At 71.3% G+C, this 15,554-nt stretch carries 8 protein-coding genes; 2 read left to right on the forward strand and 6 right to left on the reverse strand.

Features of this window, described 5'->3' with window-relative positions:
* Positions 1-7 precede the first annotated feature (7 nt).
* The 5 genes from AC3A57_RS07660 to AC3A57_RS07680 all read right to left on the reverse strand — a co-directional run bounded on the left by AC3A57_RS07660 (position 8) and on the right by AC3A57_RS07680 (position 7,552).
* Positions 8-1,402, reverse strand: a complete 1,395-nt coding sequence (locus tag AC3A57_RS07660; RefSeq protein ID WP_487578345.1) for a heavy metal sensor histidine kinase — start codon at positions 1,400-1,402, stop codon at positions 8-10.
* Complete coding sequence (locus AC3A57_RS07665) at positions 1,399-2,109, reverse strand: heavy metal response regulator transcription factor (protein ID WP_487578346.1); 711 nt, start codon at positions 2,107-2,109, stop codon at positions 1,399-1,401. The genes AC3A57_RS07660 and AC3A57_RS07665 overlap by 4 nt, the downstream gene beginning before the upstream one ends.
* Positions 2,110-2,150: 41 nt before the next feature.
* Positions 2,151-5,321, reverse strand: a complete 3,171-nt coding sequence (locus AC3A57_RS07670; RefSeq protein ID WP_487578347.1) for a multidrug efflux RND transporter permease subunit — start codon at positions 5,319-5,321, stop codon at positions 2,151-2,153.
* The gene (locus AC3A57_RS07675) at positions 5,318-6,478 is read right to left on the reverse strand and encodes an efflux RND transporter periplasmic adaptor subunit (protein WP_487578348.1); all 1,161 of its coding nucleotides are present in this window, start codon (positions 6,476-6,478) and stop codon (positions 5,318-5,320) included. Before AC3A57_RS07675 ends, AC3A57_RS07670 begins: the two co-directional genes overlap by 4 nt.
* Before the next feature lie 249 nt (positions 6,479-6,727).
* Positions 6,728-7,552 carry a glutaminyl-peptide cyclotransferase gene (locus tag AC3A57_RS07680; protein ID WP_487578349.1) on the reverse strand — a complete coding sequence of 275 codons (825 nt, stop codon included), beginning with the start codon at positions 7,550-7,552 and terminating at the stop codon, positions 6,728-6,730.
* Positions 7,553-7,704: 152 nt separating this feature from the next.
* Between AC3A57_RS07680 and parC the strand changes: the two genes are divergently transcribed.
* Positions 7,705-9,948, forward strand: a complete 2,244-nt coding sequence (gene parC, locus AC3A57_RS07685) for a DNA topoisomerase IV subunit A (protein ID WP_487578350.1) — start codon at positions 7,705-7,707, stop codon at positions 9,946-9,948.
* 462 nt (positions 9,949-10,410) lie between these two features.
* A complete protein-coding gene (locus AC3A57_RS07690) occupies positions 10,411-11,013 on the forward strand; it encodes a hypothetical protein (RefSeq protein ID WP_487578351.1) in 603 nt (200 codons plus the stop codon).
* 182 nt (positions 11,014-11,195) lie between these two features.
* Here the strand turns inward: AC3A57_RS07690 and AC3A57_RS07695 are convergent, their stop codons facing one another.
* Complete coding sequence (locus AC3A57_RS07695) at positions 11,196-15,356, reverse strand: autotransporter domain-containing protein (protein WP_487578352.1); 4,161 nt, start codon at positions 15,354-15,356, stop codon at positions 11,196-11,198.
* Between the last annotated feature and the right edge of the window lie 198 nt (positions 15,357-15,554).

Here is a 15,554-nt window from a genome sequence, read left to right on the forward strand (position 1 = left end):
CCGCGCCTCAGGCGCGCAGCGCGGCCGGCTCGGCCAGGCTGAAGCCGACCGTGGTGACGCCGTCGCCGCTGTCGGCGAACACCGCTCCGCCGTGCAACACCGCGATCGCCTTGACGATCGACAGGCCGAGCCCGTGGTGGCGCTCGCCGCGGTGCTCGCGCGCCGCGTCGGCGCGGTAGAAGCGGTCGAACATCCGCCCCAGATGCTCCGCGGCCACGGTCTGGCCGCGGTTGCGCACCGCCACCCGGGCGCCGCCGTCGACGATGCCGGGGCCGAGCTCGACCACGATCTCCGAACCCGGCGCGCCGTGCTGGACCGCGTTGTGCAGCAGATTGGTCATGGCGCGGCGGAACAGCGCCGAGTCGATCCAGGCGTCGACCGCGCCGTCGATGCGCAGGCGCATGCCGGCCTCTTCCAGCAGGTACTCGAGGAACTCGCCGGTCTTGGCCACCTCCGCGGCCAGCGGCACGCAGGCGCGGTCCAGGGCGATGTCGCCCTGGTCGGCGCGCGACAGGAACAGCATGTCGTTGACGATCCCGCGCATGCGCTCGAGTTCTTCCAGGTTCGACTGCAGCACGTCTTCCAGTTGCGCCGCCTCGCGCGGCCGCGACAGCGCGACCTGGGTCTGGCCCATCAGGTTGGCCAGCGGCGTGCGCAATTCGTGGGCGACGTCGGCGTTGAAGGCGTCGAGCCGGGTGTAGGCCGCCTCCAACCGGTCCAGAGCGCCGTTGAAGGCCCCGCTGAGGTGGCCCAGTTCGGGCGGCAACTGTTCGATGCGCAGGCGCTGCGACAGATTGCTCGGGCTCAGCGTCCGCGCCTGGCTCGACAGCCGCTGCAGCGGCCGCAGGCCGACCCGGGCGATCCAGTGGCCGAGCACGGCCACCAGGGCGGTGCCGACCAGCGCGAGGGCGACGAAGGCCAGCGCGAACGAGCGCAGCGCGGCCACGTAGGGTTGCGAATCGATGCCGATCCACAACCGCACCGCCGGCCGCTGGCCGTAGGCCGGCACGACCTGCTCCAGGGTCCGGTAGGGCGAGCTCATGCCGGGCTGTTCGAGCGTGCCCATGCCGAAATCGCGGGCCGCGGCGGCGCGCACCGGCAGGACGTGGTCGGCGCCGATGCGGAAATTCGCGCTGTCGCTCCAGGCCCAGAAGCGCGTATTGCGCTCGCTGGTGGTCAGGTTCTCGACCTTGTCCTGGACCTTGCGCCAGCGCTCCGGCGAGTCGCACAGCGCCACGCTGTGCGCGACCGAGCGCAGCTTGGTGCTGAGTTCGGCGTGCTGGTAGCGCACGATCTGGTCGCGCAGCACCTGGTGCAGCACCACCCCGACCAGGGCGAACACCAGCAAGGCGGCCAGGGCGAACATCGCCGCCAGGCGCTGGGCGATCGACAGGCGGCTCATGCCGGCACCCGCCCGGGGGCCAGGCCCTCGCGCTCGTCGTCGCGCACCTCCAGCACGTAGCCCATGCCGCGCACGGTGTGCAGCAGCTTGCTGCGGAACGGGCCATCGATCTTGGTCCGCAGGCGCTTGATCGCGACCTCGACCACGTTGGTGTTGCTGTCGAAGTTGATGTCCCAGACCTGCGCCGCGATCACCGTCTTGGACAGGATCTGGCTGCGGCGCTGGGCCAGCAGGGCCAGCAGGGCGAACTCCTTGCCGGTCAGGTCCAGGCGCACGCCGTCGCGGAACGCGCGCCGGGCGATCAGGTTGATCTGCAGGTCGCCGACGACCAGCTCGGTCGGCTCCTGCTGGCGGCCGCGCCGGACCAGCGCCTGCAGCCGCGCCAGCAGTTCGATGAAGGAAAAAGGCTTGACCAGGTAATCGTCGGCGCCGGCGCCCAGGCCGTGCACGCGGTCGTCGACGCGGTCGCGCGCGGTCAGCATGATCACCGGGGTCTGCTTGCGCGTGCGCAGTTCGCGCAGCACGGCGAAACCGTCCATGCCCGGCAGCATCACGTCGAGCACGATCACGTCGTAGTCGAGCTCGCGCGCCAGGTGCAGGCCGGACACGCCGTCGCGGGCGACGTCGACGGTCCAGCCCTGCTCGGCCAGGCCGTCGCGCAGGTAGTCGGCGGTCTTGACCTCGTCTTCGACGATCAGCAGCTTCATCGCGGCAGGCGCTTCATCGCTCGGGGCTCCGGGGGCTCATCCTACCCCTCCGCGACGGCCGCGGAAGCGTCCGCCGGCTCCTGCGTCGCCGCCGCGCGGCGACGCCGCAGCAACAGCCGGTCCAGGGCCAGGTAGATCACCGGCGTGGTGTACAGGGTCAGCAATTGGCTGACCAGCAGGCCGCCGACCACCGCCACGCCCAGCGGCTGGCGCAGCTCCGAGCCGGTGCCCAGGCCGAGCATCAGCGGCACCGCGCCGAGCAGCGCCGCCAGGGTGGTCATCATGATCGGCCGGAACCGGGTCAGGCAGGCCTCGTGGATCGCCTCCCGCGGCGACAGGCCGCGTTGGCGCTGGGCATCGAGGGCGAAGTCGACCAGCAGGATGCCGTTCTTCTTGACGATGCCGATCAGCAGCACGATGCCGATCAGGGCCATGATCGAGAAATCCAGCTTCCACAGCCACAGCATCAGCACCGCGCCGACCCCGGCCGACGGCAGGGTCGACAGGATCGTCAGCGGATGGACGAAGCTCTCGTAGAGCACGCCGAGGATGATGTAGACCGCCAGCAGCGCGGCCAGGATCAGCAGCGGCTGGGTCGCCAGCGAATCGCGGAAGGCCTGCGCGCTGCCCTGGAAATTGCCGGAGATCGACGCCGGCAGGCCGATCTCGCCGGCGGCGCCTTCGACCAGCGTCACCGCGTCGCCCAAAGCCACGCCGGGCGAGAGATTGAACGAGATGTTGACCGCCGGCAGCATGCCGTTGTGGCCGATCGACAGCGGGCCGTTCTCGGCCGGCTCGACCTTGGCCACCGCCGACAGCGGCACCATCTGCCCGCTGATCGGCGAGCGCAGGTGGAAATACGCCAGGCTGTCGACCCGGCCGCGCAGGCGCGGGTCGATTTCCAGGATCACCTTGTACTGGTTGGTCTCGGTCTGGAACTCGTTGATCTGGCGCTGGCCGAAAGCGTCGTACAGGGCCTGGTCGATGTCGGCGGCGCTGAGGCCGAAACGCGCCGCGGCGGTGCGGTCGATGCTCAGCCGGGTCACCGCGGCGCCGATCTGCTGATCGTTGGACACGTCCTGCAGTTGCGGCAGCGCGCGCAGGCGCTCGGTCAGGCGGTCGGCCCAGACCGACAGTTCGCGGCTGTCCTGGCCGCGCAGGGCGTACTGATACTGGGTGCGCGCCGGACCGACGCCGAGGTTGATGTCCTGCGCCGAACGCATGTAGACGGCGATGCCCGGCACCGCGGCGAACTTGGCCCGCATCCGGTCGATGAACTGGTCGGCGGAGACGTCGCGGTCGCCGCGGTCCTTGAGGATGAACCAGAAACGGCCGTTGGACAGGCTTTGGCTGCCGGCGGTGGCGCCGACCGAATGCATATAGGTCTGGATCGCCGGGTCGCCCTCGGCGATCTTGGCCAGTTGCAGATGCTTGGCGCGCATCTGCTCGAAGGAGATGTCCTGCGCCGCCTCGGTGGTGGCGAACACGAAGGCGGTGTCCTGCAGCGGGAAGAAGCCCTTCGGGATCAGGCTGTAGGCCAGCACCGCCACCGCCAGGGTCGCGGCGAACGCGGCCAGCACCGCGCGCTGGCGGTCCAACGCCCAACGCAGGCTGCGGTCGTAGCCGGCGATCAGGCGCTGCGGCCAGCCGGGGCGCGCCGCGTCGTGCTTCGGCGGCGCGCGCATGTAGCGCGCCGCCAGCATCGGCGCCAGAGTCAGCGAGGCGACGATCGAAATCAGGATCGCCACCGTCACCGTCATCGCGAACTCGGCGAACAAGCGCCCGACCACGCCGCCCATGAACAGCAACGGGATGAAGGCGGCGATCAGCGACAGGCTGATCGAGACCACGGTGAAGCCGATCTCGCCTGCGCCTTTCAGCGCCGCCTCCAGCGCGTCCAGCCCCGCCTCGCGGTGGCGGTGGATGTTCTCGATCACCACGATCGCGTCGTCGACGACGAAGCCGACCGCGATCACCAGCGCCACCAGGGTCAGGTTGTTGAGGCTGTAGCCCAGCGCGTACATCGCGGCGAAGGTCGCCACCAGCGCGACCAGCAGCACCGCGCCGACGATCATCGTCGCCGACAGTTGGCGCAGGAACAGGCCCATCACCAGCACCACCAGCAACACGGTCACGCCCAGGGTCAGTTCGACCTCGTGCAGCGAGGCGCGGATGGTGCGGGTGCGGTCGTTGAGCACCGCGACCTCGACGCTGGCCGGCAAGCCGGCCTGCAATCGCGGCAACGCCGCCAGCACCGCGTCGGTGGTGGCGATGATGTTGGCCTCGGGCTGGCGATTGATCACCAGGGCCAGGCCGGGCTGGCCGTTGGGCCAGGCGTAGACGTAGTCGTTCTCGGCGCCGAAACCGATCTTGGCCACTTCGCCCAGGCGCACCGGCGCGCCGTCGCGGTAGGTCACCACCAGCTTTTCGTAGTCCTCGGCGCGGAACAACTGATCGTTCGCGGCCAGGGTCGACATGCGCCGCTCGCCGACCAGCGCGCCCTTGGCCTGATTGACGCTGGCGTTGCGCGCGACCTCGCGCAGGTCGGCCAGGGTCAGGCCCAGCGCGGCCAGGCGCTCGGGCGAGGCCTGGATCCGGATCGCCGGCCGTTGCTGGCCGGCGATGAAGACTTCGGCGACGCCGTCGATCTGGGTCAGGTTGCGCGCCAACCGGGTCTCGACCAGGTCGCTGAGCTCGGTCAGCGACATCTGCGGCGCGACCACGCTCAGCACCAGGATCGGACTGTCGGCGGGATTGACCTTGCGCCAGGTCGGCAGCGAGGGCATGTCCGCGGGCAGCCGTCCGGCGGCGGCGTTGATCGCCGCCTGCACTTCCTGCGCGGCGGTGTCGATGCTCTTGCCGAGCGCGAACTGCAGGGTGATCGAGGTCGTGCCCAGCGCGCTGCTGGAGGTCATCTCGGTGATGCCCGGCACCGCGGTGAGCTGGGTCTCCAGCGGCGTGGCCACCGCCGAGGCCATGGTGTCCGGGCTGGCCCCGGGCAGGCTGGCGCCGATGCGGATGGTCGGGAATTCGGCCTGCGGCAGCGGCGCCACCGGCAGGCGCGGCTGGGCGAACACGCCGAGCAGGACCACCGCCGCGGTCAGCAGGGTGGTCGCGACCGGATGGCGCACGAACCAGGCCGAGATCGAGGCGCGCCGCACCAGCCGTTGGGTGGTCGAGCCGGCGTCGTGCCGGCCGGACGGCGCGCTCATCGCGTCACCGTCGGCGCGGGCTGGGCCGCGACCACCGCGCTGCCGGGCTTGAGCCGCGACTGGCCGTCGCGGACCACGGTGTCGCCGGGGGCGACCCCGCGCACCACCGCCAGCGCCTCGTCCTGGTAGCCGACCTGCACCGGCACCGCCGCGACCTTGCCGTCGCCGCCCAGGCGATACACGAAGCTGCCGCCGACGCCGCGCTGCACGGCGTCGCTGGCGACCACGGTCGCGCCGCGCTCTTCGCCGGTGCGCACCCGCACGCTGACCAACTGGCCCGGCCACAGGCGGTCGCCGGCGTTGCCGAACACCGCGCGCAGACGCACCGTGCCGGTGGCTTCGTCGACCTGATTGTCGATCACCCGCAATTCGCCCTCGCCCAGCACCTGGCCGGCGTCGCGGTCCAGCGCCTGCACCGCGACCGGCCCGGCGGCCTGGGCCGCGCGCAGCGCCGGCAACTGGTCCTGGGTCAGGGCGAACACCACCGAGATCGGGTCGACCTGCTGCACCGTGACCAATCCCTGTTCGTCGCCGCTGCGCACCAGGTTGCCCGGATCGACCCGGCGCAAGCCGACCCGGCCGTCGATCGGCGAGACGATGCGGGTGTAGGACAACTGCACCTGGGCGGCGTCGATCGCCGCCTGGCTGCCTTGCGCGGTGGCCTGCAACTGCTGCACCGAGGCGGCCTGCTGGTCGAGCATCTGCTTGGCGATCAGCTGCGCGCCGGACAGCTGGCGGAACCGGCCCAGGTCGGACTGGGCCGCGCGCAGTTGCGCGGCGTCGCGCTCGCGCTGCGCCCGGGCGCCGTCGAGACCGGCGCGGATCGCGCGGTCGTCGATGCGCGCCAGCAACTGGCCGCGCTTGACCGTCTGGCCTTCGCGGAACAGCACCTGGGTCAGCACGCCGTCGACCTGCGGGCGCAGCACCGCGCTTTGCAGCGAGGTCACGGTGCCGACGGTTTCCTGCCAGTGCGGTACGTCGCGGCGTTCGACGCTGGCGAAGGTCACCGGCACCGGCGGCGGCGGCTTCGGCGGGGCCGCGCCGCGGCTGCCGAAGCCGCCCCAGGCCAGCCCCGCCGCCAGCGCGGCGGCCAGGGCGGCGACGGCGTAGGCGCGCTTGCGGGCGCGGGGCGACAACGTGCGATCGGCGGTGGGCATGTGCGGCGTCCTTGGCGGCGGGGGAGAACGCGGCGCCGGGCAAGCCGCGGCGCCGCGCGGGGCCGCGCAGGGGATGCACGCGGAACCTGCGCCGACTCTAGGCCGCGTGCGCGGACGGCAGGCTGTCGCGGCGCTGACAAATTCGTCAGCTGCGGGGGACAGGCTCACCGCGGCATGCGGCCGCGCCGCCGGCGGGCGCGGCGCGAGTATCGAGACGCAGTTTTCGAGGGCGCAGTTTCGAGGGCGCGATCAGCGCTTGCCGCCGGCCGGCGCCACCGGCTTGATCTCGAACAAGTCCGGCCACCACTTGCCGGTCACGAACAGCCGGTCGCGCGCGGCGTCGTAGGCGATGCCGTTGAGCACGTCGGCGCCGCGGCCGCCGCTGCCGTGGCGCGCCAACAGGCCGCTGAGGTCGATCCAGCCGAGCACGCGCCCGCTCTTCGGGTCGATCCGGACGATCCGGTCGGTCTGCCAGACGTTGGCGTAGATCTCGCCCTTGACCCATTCCAGTTCGTTGAGCTGGTCGATCGCGCGGCCGCCGTCGCGCACCTGGATCCGGCCGCGCTCCTTCAGCGTCTTCGGATCGAGCAGGCGGATCTGGGCGCTGCCGTCGCTGAGGTAGACGGTGTCCTGCGAGCGGGTCAGGCCCCAGCCCTCGCCCGGGTAGCTGAAGGTGCCGGCGGTGGCGAAGCTGCCCATGTCGAGGATGTAGCCGGCGCGCGAGGTCCAGGTCAGCACCAGCAGCTGGCGGCCGCGCTCGGTCTGGCGGTCGGTCAGGCCCTCGCCGAACACCGAGGCCGGCAGATTGGCCCGCTGCAGGACCTCGCCGGTGTCGAGCTTGACCTTGCGCACCGTCGAACGGCCGTTGAGGCCGGTGCTTTCGTACAGGAAACCGTCGCGGAAGATCAGCCCCTGGGTGAACGCGCCCGGGTCGTGCGGGTAGCGGGCGACGACCTTGTAGGACCAGACCGGCGCGCCGCGCGGCGCCTGCGCGGCCATCGCCGCGGCGATGCCGATGCCGGCCGCGGCCAGGCACAGGATCGGCATGAGCAGGCGGCGCAGGCGACTCGGCATGGCGGTCTCAGGCTGAGCGATGGAGGGCTGGCAGGATACCGCGCCGGCCGGATCGGCCCCAGAGCGGGCGCAGCCCCCGCCGCGGCCGCGACGTCCCCGCCACCCCCTGCCCGGTTAGAATCCCCGGTCAGCCCTACCCAGCCCCAGGTTCCATGACTGATCCCGTACGTCCGGTCTTCCACGGCTTCGAACAGATCCCCCTGCGCGAGTACGCCGAGCGCGCCTACCTCGACTACTCGATGTACGTGGTCCTGGACCGCGCCCTGCCCTTCCTCGGCGACGGCCTCAAGCCGGTCCAGCGCCGCATCATCTATTCGATGAGCGAGCTCGGCCTGAACGCCGCGTCCAAGCCGAAGAAGTCCGCGCGCACCGTCGGCGACGTGATCGGCAAATACCATCCGCACGGCGACAGCGCCTGCTACGAGGCGATGGTGCTCATGGCCCAGCCGTTCTCGTACCGCTATCCGCTGATCGAGGGCCAGGGCAACTTCGGTTCCAGCGACGACCCCAAGTCGTTCGCGGCGATGCGCTACACCGAGTCCAAGCTGACCCCGATCGCCGAAGTCCTGCTCGGCGAGCTCGGCCAGGGCACGGTCGACTGGGACCCGAACTTCGACGGCACCCTGGAAGAGCCGACCTGGATGCCGGCGCGGCTGCCGCACCTGCTGCTCAACGGCACCACCGGCATCGCGGTCGGCATGGCCACCGACGTGCCGCCGCACAACCTCAACGAAGTGGTCAGCGCCTGCGTGCGCCTGCTCGACGATCCGGACGCGACCACCCGCGACCTGTGCGAGCACGTGCTCGGCCCGGACTATCCGACCACCGCCGAGATCATCACCCCGCGCGCCGACCTGATCGCGATGTACGAAAGCGGCCTGGGCAGCGTGCGCGCCCGCGCCGTGTTCGAGAAGGACGGCGGCAACATCGTCATCACCGCCCTGCCCTACCAGACCTCGCCGGGCAAGATCATCGAGCAGATCGCGGCCCAGATGCGGGCCAAGAAGCTGCCGTGGCTGGAAGACATCCGCGACGAGTCCGACCACGCCAATCCGACCCGGATCGTGCTGGTGCCGCGCTCCAACCGGGTCGACGTCGAACAGCTGATGGGCCATCTGTTCGCCACCACCGACCTGGAGCGCAGCTACCGGGTCAACTTCAACGTGATCGGCCTGGACGGCCGGCCGCAGGTCAAGGGCCTCAAGGCCTTCCTGACCGAGTGGCTGAGCTTCCGCAGCGACACCGTCACCCGCCGCCTCAATCACCGCCTGGACAAGGTCAACCGCCGCCTGCACCTGTTGCAGGGCTTGCTGGTCGCGTTCCTGAACCTGGACGAGGTGATCCGCATCATCCGCAGCGAGGACGAGCCGCGTCCGGTGCTGATGAAGCGCTTCGATCTGAGCGAAGAGCAGACCGACTACATCCTCGAGACCCGCCTGCGCCAGCTGGCGCGCCTGGAGGAAATGAAGATCCGCGGCGAACAGGCCGAACTGGAGAAGGAACGCGAGCAACTGGTCGCGACCCTGGCCAGCAAGACCAAGCTGAAGAAGCTGATCAAGGACGAACTGCTCGCCGACGCCAAGAAGTTCGGCGACCCGCGCCGCTCGCCGCTGGTCGCGCGCAACGCCGCGCAGGCGCTGTCGGAGACCGAACTGGTCGCCAGCGAGCCGATGACCGTGGTGGTCAGCGAAAAGGGCTGGGTGCGCGCGGCCAAGGGCCACGACATCGACGCGGCCACCCTCAACTACCGCGAAGGCGACGGCCTGCTGGCCGCGGCCAAGGGCCGCAGCACCCAGCAGGTCGCGTTCCTGGATTCGACCGGCCGCGCCTATTCCAGCCTGATCCACAGCCTGCCTTCGGCGCGCGGCAACGGCGAGCCGCTGACCGGGCGCTTCTCGCCGGCGGCCGGGGCCTCGTTCCAGGCGGTCGCGGCCGGCGACAACGACACCCGCTTCGTGCTGTCCAGCAGCCACGGCTACGGCTTCGTCACCCGCTTCGAGAACCTCACCGGCCGCAACAAGGCCGGCAAGGCGATGCTGTCGCTGACCCCGAACGCCAAGGTGCTGCAGCCGGCGCCGGTCGGCGACGTCGAACACGATCGCGTGGTCGCGGTGACCAACGTCGGCCACCTGCTCGCGTTCCCGGTCTCCGAGCTGCCCGAACTGGACAAGGGCAAGGGCAACAAGATCATCGACATCCCCAAGGCCAAGCTCGGCACCGAGCGCGTGGTCGCGGTGGCGGTGGTCGCCCCGGGCCAGACCCTGAGCATCAAGTCCGGCGCGCGCAGCATGGGCCTGTCGTTCAAGGAACTGGAGCCCTACCTCGGCGCCCGCGCCACCCGCGGCGGCCTGCTGCCGCGCGGCTGGCAGAAGGTCGAGGGCTTGTCGGTGGAGTAAGCCGGCAGCGCCGCCTGCGTCCGTCGCAAGCCCCGAACGCCCCGCCCCGCGCGGGGCGTTCGCGTTTCCGCCGCCGGCGCATCCGTCGACGCAACGCGCCTCCTGTAGGAGCGGCGTAAGCCGCGACCGCCGAAGCGGTGCAATGCCACGCCGGTGCCCGAAACTGCGGACAATCAAACTGCGGACAAATCGAAGACCAGGACAATCAACCGGTTCTCCGCGGTTTCGGGTGACCACGCTTGCGGAAACCGCTTCGATCCTCGCGGCTGACGACCGGAGGAAATCCCGTGGGACGCCGCTCCTACAGACAACCGACCGGGTTTCGCGAAACAGATCGGCGCCGGGGATCGCATCACTCGCAAGGACGCAACTGGCTCTGCCAGAATGCGCCGTGCCGCCGCAGCGACGCGCGGCGCGATTCGATCGGCGCGATTCGCGCGCCGCACTTCAGGGGATAGTTCGATGCATCTTTCCAGGCGCGCCCTCGCGGCGGCCCTTCCTGCGTTGCTGTTCGGTTCGGCTTGCTTCGCCGCTCCGCCCGCCCCCGCCGAAACCGCGCCGACCGGCCCGGCCAAGCTGGTGGTCTATCTGTTCGACGTGTTTCACGGCAAGCATGCGCTGAACCAGCAGCTGGTGGAGCAAACCGCCAGCGATCCCAAGCTTCGCGCGGTCGCCGAAGCCGCGGTCGCCGGCTTCGACACCGGCGCCTTGGCCGCCAAACTCGAACCGCTGTTGTCGCAGGCCCTGCCGGCGCAACAGTTCGAACCCTGCCTAGCGTTCATCGAGTCCGAGGACGGCGCGGCGATGATGGCGGCCAGCCGCAAGGCCGCCTCGCCGAACCAGATCGTGGCGCAGTTGCAGGCGCTGCCGCCGCAACGGCAGCAAGCGCTCGAGCGCTTCGTCGGCACCGACTGTTACGCCAAGACCCTGGCCGTCATCGCCTCCGAACCGGGACGGCGCATCTCCGGCGAGTACGGCAAGGGACTGGTGTGCCGGTATGTCGCCGATACCCATCCCGAGCTGCTGGACAAGCTCAAGCAGCAGGGCGAATGCCTGGCGCCGTAACCGTCCCGCCAGCGTCGAAACGCTCTTGAGCGTTCGGCTTGCGGCAGGCGCGGCCGGTGATGCAAGAACCGCCCGTGGAACGCCGCCCCCACAGGAAACGGCATCGCTCGGTCGCCGCCCGGCATCGCGTGTCGCGGTGCCGGGCGAACGATCGCTTACTCGATATCAATCGAACCCGGCGCTCAACGCCCGGTCTCCGGGCTCCGGACCGGGACGGTCGCGTCCATCGAGCCCGCCACCTCCTGCGCGCTCGGCATCGACATCGCCGCGGCCGGCGGCAGGCTGGGCGAGAACGACAGCAACAGGCCGACGCTGGTGCTCGGGTCCTGGCCGCTGCCGTGCTGCCGGCGCATCGACAAGGACAGTCTCCAGCCTCTGGCGAACGTCATGTCCAGGCCGGCGCCGTAGCTCAGCGCGTGGTCGCCGTAGCTGCGCAGGCCCAGCACGTAGTCGTCGGCGACCGGCATGATCACGTAGTTGAGGTCGACGTCGCTGCGGTTTTCGAAGGCCTCGCGGTATTCCAGCAACCAGTACGGACGGAAGATGTTGCCGCGCGTGGTCGCGATCGGCAGGCTGCCTTCTAGGCCGAGCGAGGCGCCGCTGTTCTCCACGGTCTGCGGGCCGTAGCGCAGGTCGTAGATGCCCAGGCCGCTCTCGCGGTAACCGTCGAGCCTGGTGCGGCTGCCGTCGAGCCGAGCGTAGCCGGTCAGCAGCATGCCGCTGCCGCCGCCGTGTTCGTAACCCGCGGTCAGCGAGCCGAACACCTGGTCGCCTTCGCGCTCGGCCGTGGCGGTGGCGCCCGCGGTCGCGCTGTAGCGGCGGATGTCGAAGTCCAGGCCGCCCCAGCCGAGGATGCCGTCGACGAACCAGCGCTCGCTGGGGCGCCACAGGCCGTACAGGGACAGCGAGCGTTGCCTGGCGTCGAGCTTGGAGCGGCCGTCGTCGAGGTCGGTGTCGTTCCAGCCGAAGCCGCCGGCCACGCCGAACAGGAAACGCTCGCCGAGGCGCCAGTCGGCGCCGACGGTGATGCCGTCGCTCTGGAAATCGAAGCCGTCGCTGCGTGCGTTGCGTTCGCGCTGGCCGTTGCTGATGCTGCCGGCCGTCCACAGGCCCCAGCCTTCCGGCAGGCGCAGCGGCTCGATCGACGCCACCTGGCCCGCGGTCAGCGATATCGCCCCGCCCATCCGGCCGCTCAGGTTGAGGGCCAAGCCGTTGCTGGAGCTGTTGGCGTCGGCGAAGCGCTGCTGGCGCAGGCGGTCGTGGATATTGGACTGCTGTGCCGAAGCGAAGCGCACGCTGGCATCGACCTGTGCCTGCACGCCGCCGACCACGCTGGGGTCGCGGGTCGGATCGGGCCGCCCGGTCACCGTCAAAGTCGCATCGATCGATGCCTGCAGATAGCTGCCGCTGGCCGCCTGGGTCGCGACCAGGGTCGCCACCCCGGCGCCGACGATGGTGACCCGGCGTCCGCTGACCGTGGCCACCGCGGTATTCGCGCTGCTGAAAGTAAACGCGCCGTTGCTGTTGCTGCTCGGGTCGGGCAGATCGAACGCCGCCTCGCCGACGGTCTTGGCGAGGTCGCCGATCCAGGTCAGGTTCGGCGTGGCCCCGGCTATGGTCACCTGCAGGACGACCTGCGGCGCGGCGGTGTAGTTGGCGTTGCCGGCCTGGTCGGCGGTCAGCGAGCAGGCGCCCGACCCCAGCATGGCGACCGTGCCGCCGCTAACGGTGCAGATCGCCGGCGAGGTGCTGGCGAACAGCACCGGGTTGCCCGAGGCGCCGCCGCTGGCCGAGACCGTGAAGCTGCCGCCCGGCGTGTACACCGGCGTCGCGGGATTGGCGCTGAAGCCGGTGATGGCCTGGGCCGCAGCACCGATGGTCACGTCCAGCGCGACCTGCGGCGCGGCGCTGTAGTTGCCGTCGCCGGCCTGATCGGCGGTCAGCGAACACAGGCCCGCGGCGAGCATCGTCACCGTGCTGCCGGCGACCGTGCACACCGCGGTGGTGGTGCTGGCGAACACCACCGGGCTGCTCGAGGCGCCCGGGGTGGCCGAGACGGCGAAGCTGCCGCCCGCTGCGAATACCGGCGCCGCCGGGTTGGCGGCGAAATCGGTGATCGTCTGCGCCGCCATGGCGATGGTCACGTTCAAGACGACCTGCGGCGAAGCGCTGTAGTTGCCGTCGCCGGCCTGGTCGGCGGTCAGCGAGCAGCTGCCCGCGCTCAGCATCGACACCGTACCGCCGGCGACCGTGCATACCGAGGGCGTGGCGCTGCCGAACACCACCGGGCTGCTCGACAGGCCCGGCGTCGCCGAGACCGTGAAACTGCCGCCCGGCGCGTACACCGGCGCGGTCGGATTGGCGGCGAAGTTGCTGATCGACTGAGTGGCGGCCCCGATGGCGACGACTAGCGAGGCCTGCGGCGCGGCGCTGTAGTTGGCGTTGCCGGCTTGGTCGGCGGTCAGCGCGCAATTGCCCGCGCTGACGATCGTCACGGTGTTGCCGCTGACCGTGCACACCGCCGGCGTGGTGCCGGCGAACACGACCGGATTGCCCGAGGCGCCGCCGTTGGCCGCGACGCTGAAGCTGCCGCCCGGTGAGTACACCGGAGCCGCGGGATTGGCCGCGAAGGCGGTGATGGCCTGGCTGGCCGGCCCGATCGCGACGACCAGCGTGGCCTGCGGCGCGGCATTGTAGTTGGCGTTGCCGGCCTGGTCGGCGGTGAGCGCGCAGTTGCCCGCCGCCAGCGTCGTCACCGTGCTGCCGGCGACGCCGCAGACCGCAGGCGTAGTGCTGGCGAACACGACCGGATTGCCCGAGGCGCCGCCGGTCGCCGAGACGGTGAAGCTGCCGCCCGGCGCGTACGTCGGCGAAGCCGGATTGGCGCCGAAGGCGGTGATGGCCTGGCTGCCCTGCGCGATCGTCAGGCTGTAGGCGCGTGTGCCGCTGAAACCGTTGCTCGAGGTCGCCTGCACGGTGAAATTGAACGAACCCGCGGCGCTCGGGGCGCCCGACAGCACGCCTGCGCCGGACAGGGCCAGGCCGGCCGGCAAGGCCCCGGCGGCGACCGTGAAGTTGTACGGCGCGACGCCACCATTGCCGCTGCTGGCGCTCAGGGTCTGCGAATAGGCGGTCGCTAGCGCGCCATCGGGCAAGCTGGCCGGATTGACCGTCACCGCGACCGTGGCGCAGCTCAGCGCCAGATCGACCACGTCGGCGGCGATCGCCGAACCGCTGGACGGCGTCACGCTGCACAACTGGCCGGCCGGGTGGCTCGACACGCTGACGTTCCAATTCGCGCCCTGCGGCAGCCGGGTCGGGAACACGAAACCGGTCGCGGCCTGGGCCACGACGACTTGTTGCGAACTGGCCGGGTTGGTGGCGGCCAGTTGCAGGGTGACCGCGCCGGTCTGGCCGCCGGCCGAACCGCCGACCGAGAACTGGGTCGGCGCGAAGCAGATCAAGGCCGCGCCGTTGCCGGCCTGCACGCCGTTGTTGAACACGACCCCGCTCAGGCCGGTCGCAGCCGAGCTGCCGCCGGCGCCGCCGCCGCCGCCGCCGTTCCAGTTCTGCTGGCAGGCGGTGGTGCCCACGCCGGCACCGCCGCCGCCCGCGCCGACCGTGGCGCCGCCGCCGCCGCCGCCGCCGTAGCCGGCGCCGCCGAACGAGCCGGAAAAGTTGAACGAGTCGCCGCCGTCGCCATTGACCGCATTGCCCGCCGTCGCCGGGAAGCTGCCGCAACCGCCGCCGCCGGCGCCGCCGATGCCGACCGCACCGCCGCCGCCGCCGTAGGGCCCGGGGCCGCCCGGCACGTCGGCGCCTGCGCCGCCCGTCCCGCCGCCGCCGACGCCGCCGTTGCCGCCGGCGACCACGTTGCTGGTGCTCCAGCCGGCGCTGCCGCCGCCGCCGCCGCCGCCGGCGATCGCGACCCGGTTGGCGACCGCGTTGCCGCCGACGCGCAGATCGGTGGCGCCGCCGCCGATGCCGTCGACGCCCTGGCCGATGCCGCCGGGATTGACCGCCTGCGAGCCCTGCCCACCGACCCAAACCGATAACGCCGCGCCTGGCGTCACCGCCAGCGCGCCGCGCACTCGTCCGCCCAGGCCGCCGGCGCCGCCGGGCGAATTCGGGCTGCCGCCGATGGTGCCGGCGCCGCTGCGTCCGGCGCCGCCCTGGGCGCCGCTGAGATAGACCGTGGCCGAATACACGCCGGCCGGGACCGTCACCGTCTGCTCGCCGCCGGTGTAGCCGAACGCCACCGGCGTTTCGCCGACTGCGCAGCTTTGCGCCTGGGCCAAGCCAGCGAAGCCGGCGCCGGCCAGAACGGCGGCCAGCCAGGCCACGCACGCGTATCGGCGGCGGCGAAGCGGACAGGCGCCAGCGGACATCGGCGCGCCCAGGCGCGCCGACGCGACGTCGTATCGGTTCATCGGTTTTCCCCTATCGGTCCGGTGCGACTTCCCCGTCGCCGGCCCACCCTGTGATCGCCGCGCATCCTCGCGACGCACATCCAATTCCCCGCGTGAACTAAATCACATTAA

It is taken from the genome of Lysobacter sp. Soil_C_15, from assembly GCF_057657315.1.

What these genes read in the sequence shown, in the direction of transcription:
- AC3A57_RS07660 (WP_487578345.1), bottom strand. Translation starts at nt 1,402, where the DNA reads ATGAGCCGCCTGTCGATCGCCCAGCGCCTGGCGGCGATGTTCGCCCTG.
- AC3A57_RS07665 (WP_487578346.1), bottom strand. Translation starts at nt 2,109, where the DNA reads ATGAAGCTGCTGATCGTCGAAGACGAGGTCAAGACCGCCGACTACCTG.
- AC3A57_RS07670 (WP_487578347.1), bottom strand. Translation starts at nt 5,321, where the DNA reads ATGAGCGCGCCGTCCGGCCGGCACGACGCCGGCTCGACCACCCAACGG.
- AC3A57_RS07675 (WP_487578348.1), bottom strand. Translation starts at nt 6,478, where the DNA reads ATGCCCACCGCCGATCGCACGTTGTCGCCCCGCGCCCGCAAGCGCGCC.
- AC3A57_RS07680 (WP_487578349.1), bottom strand. Translation starts at nt 7,552, where the DNA reads ATGCCGAGTCGCCTGCGCCGCCTGCTCATGCCGATCCTGTGCCTGGCC.
- parC (WP_487578350.1), top strand. Translation starts at nt 7,705, where the DNA reads ATGACTGATCCCGTACGTCCGGTCTTCCACGGCTTCGAACAGATCCCC.
- AC3A57_RS07690 (WP_487578351.1), top strand. Translation starts at nt 10,411, where the DNA reads ATGCATCTTTCCAGGCGCGCCCTCGCGGCGGCCCTTCCTGCGTTGCTG.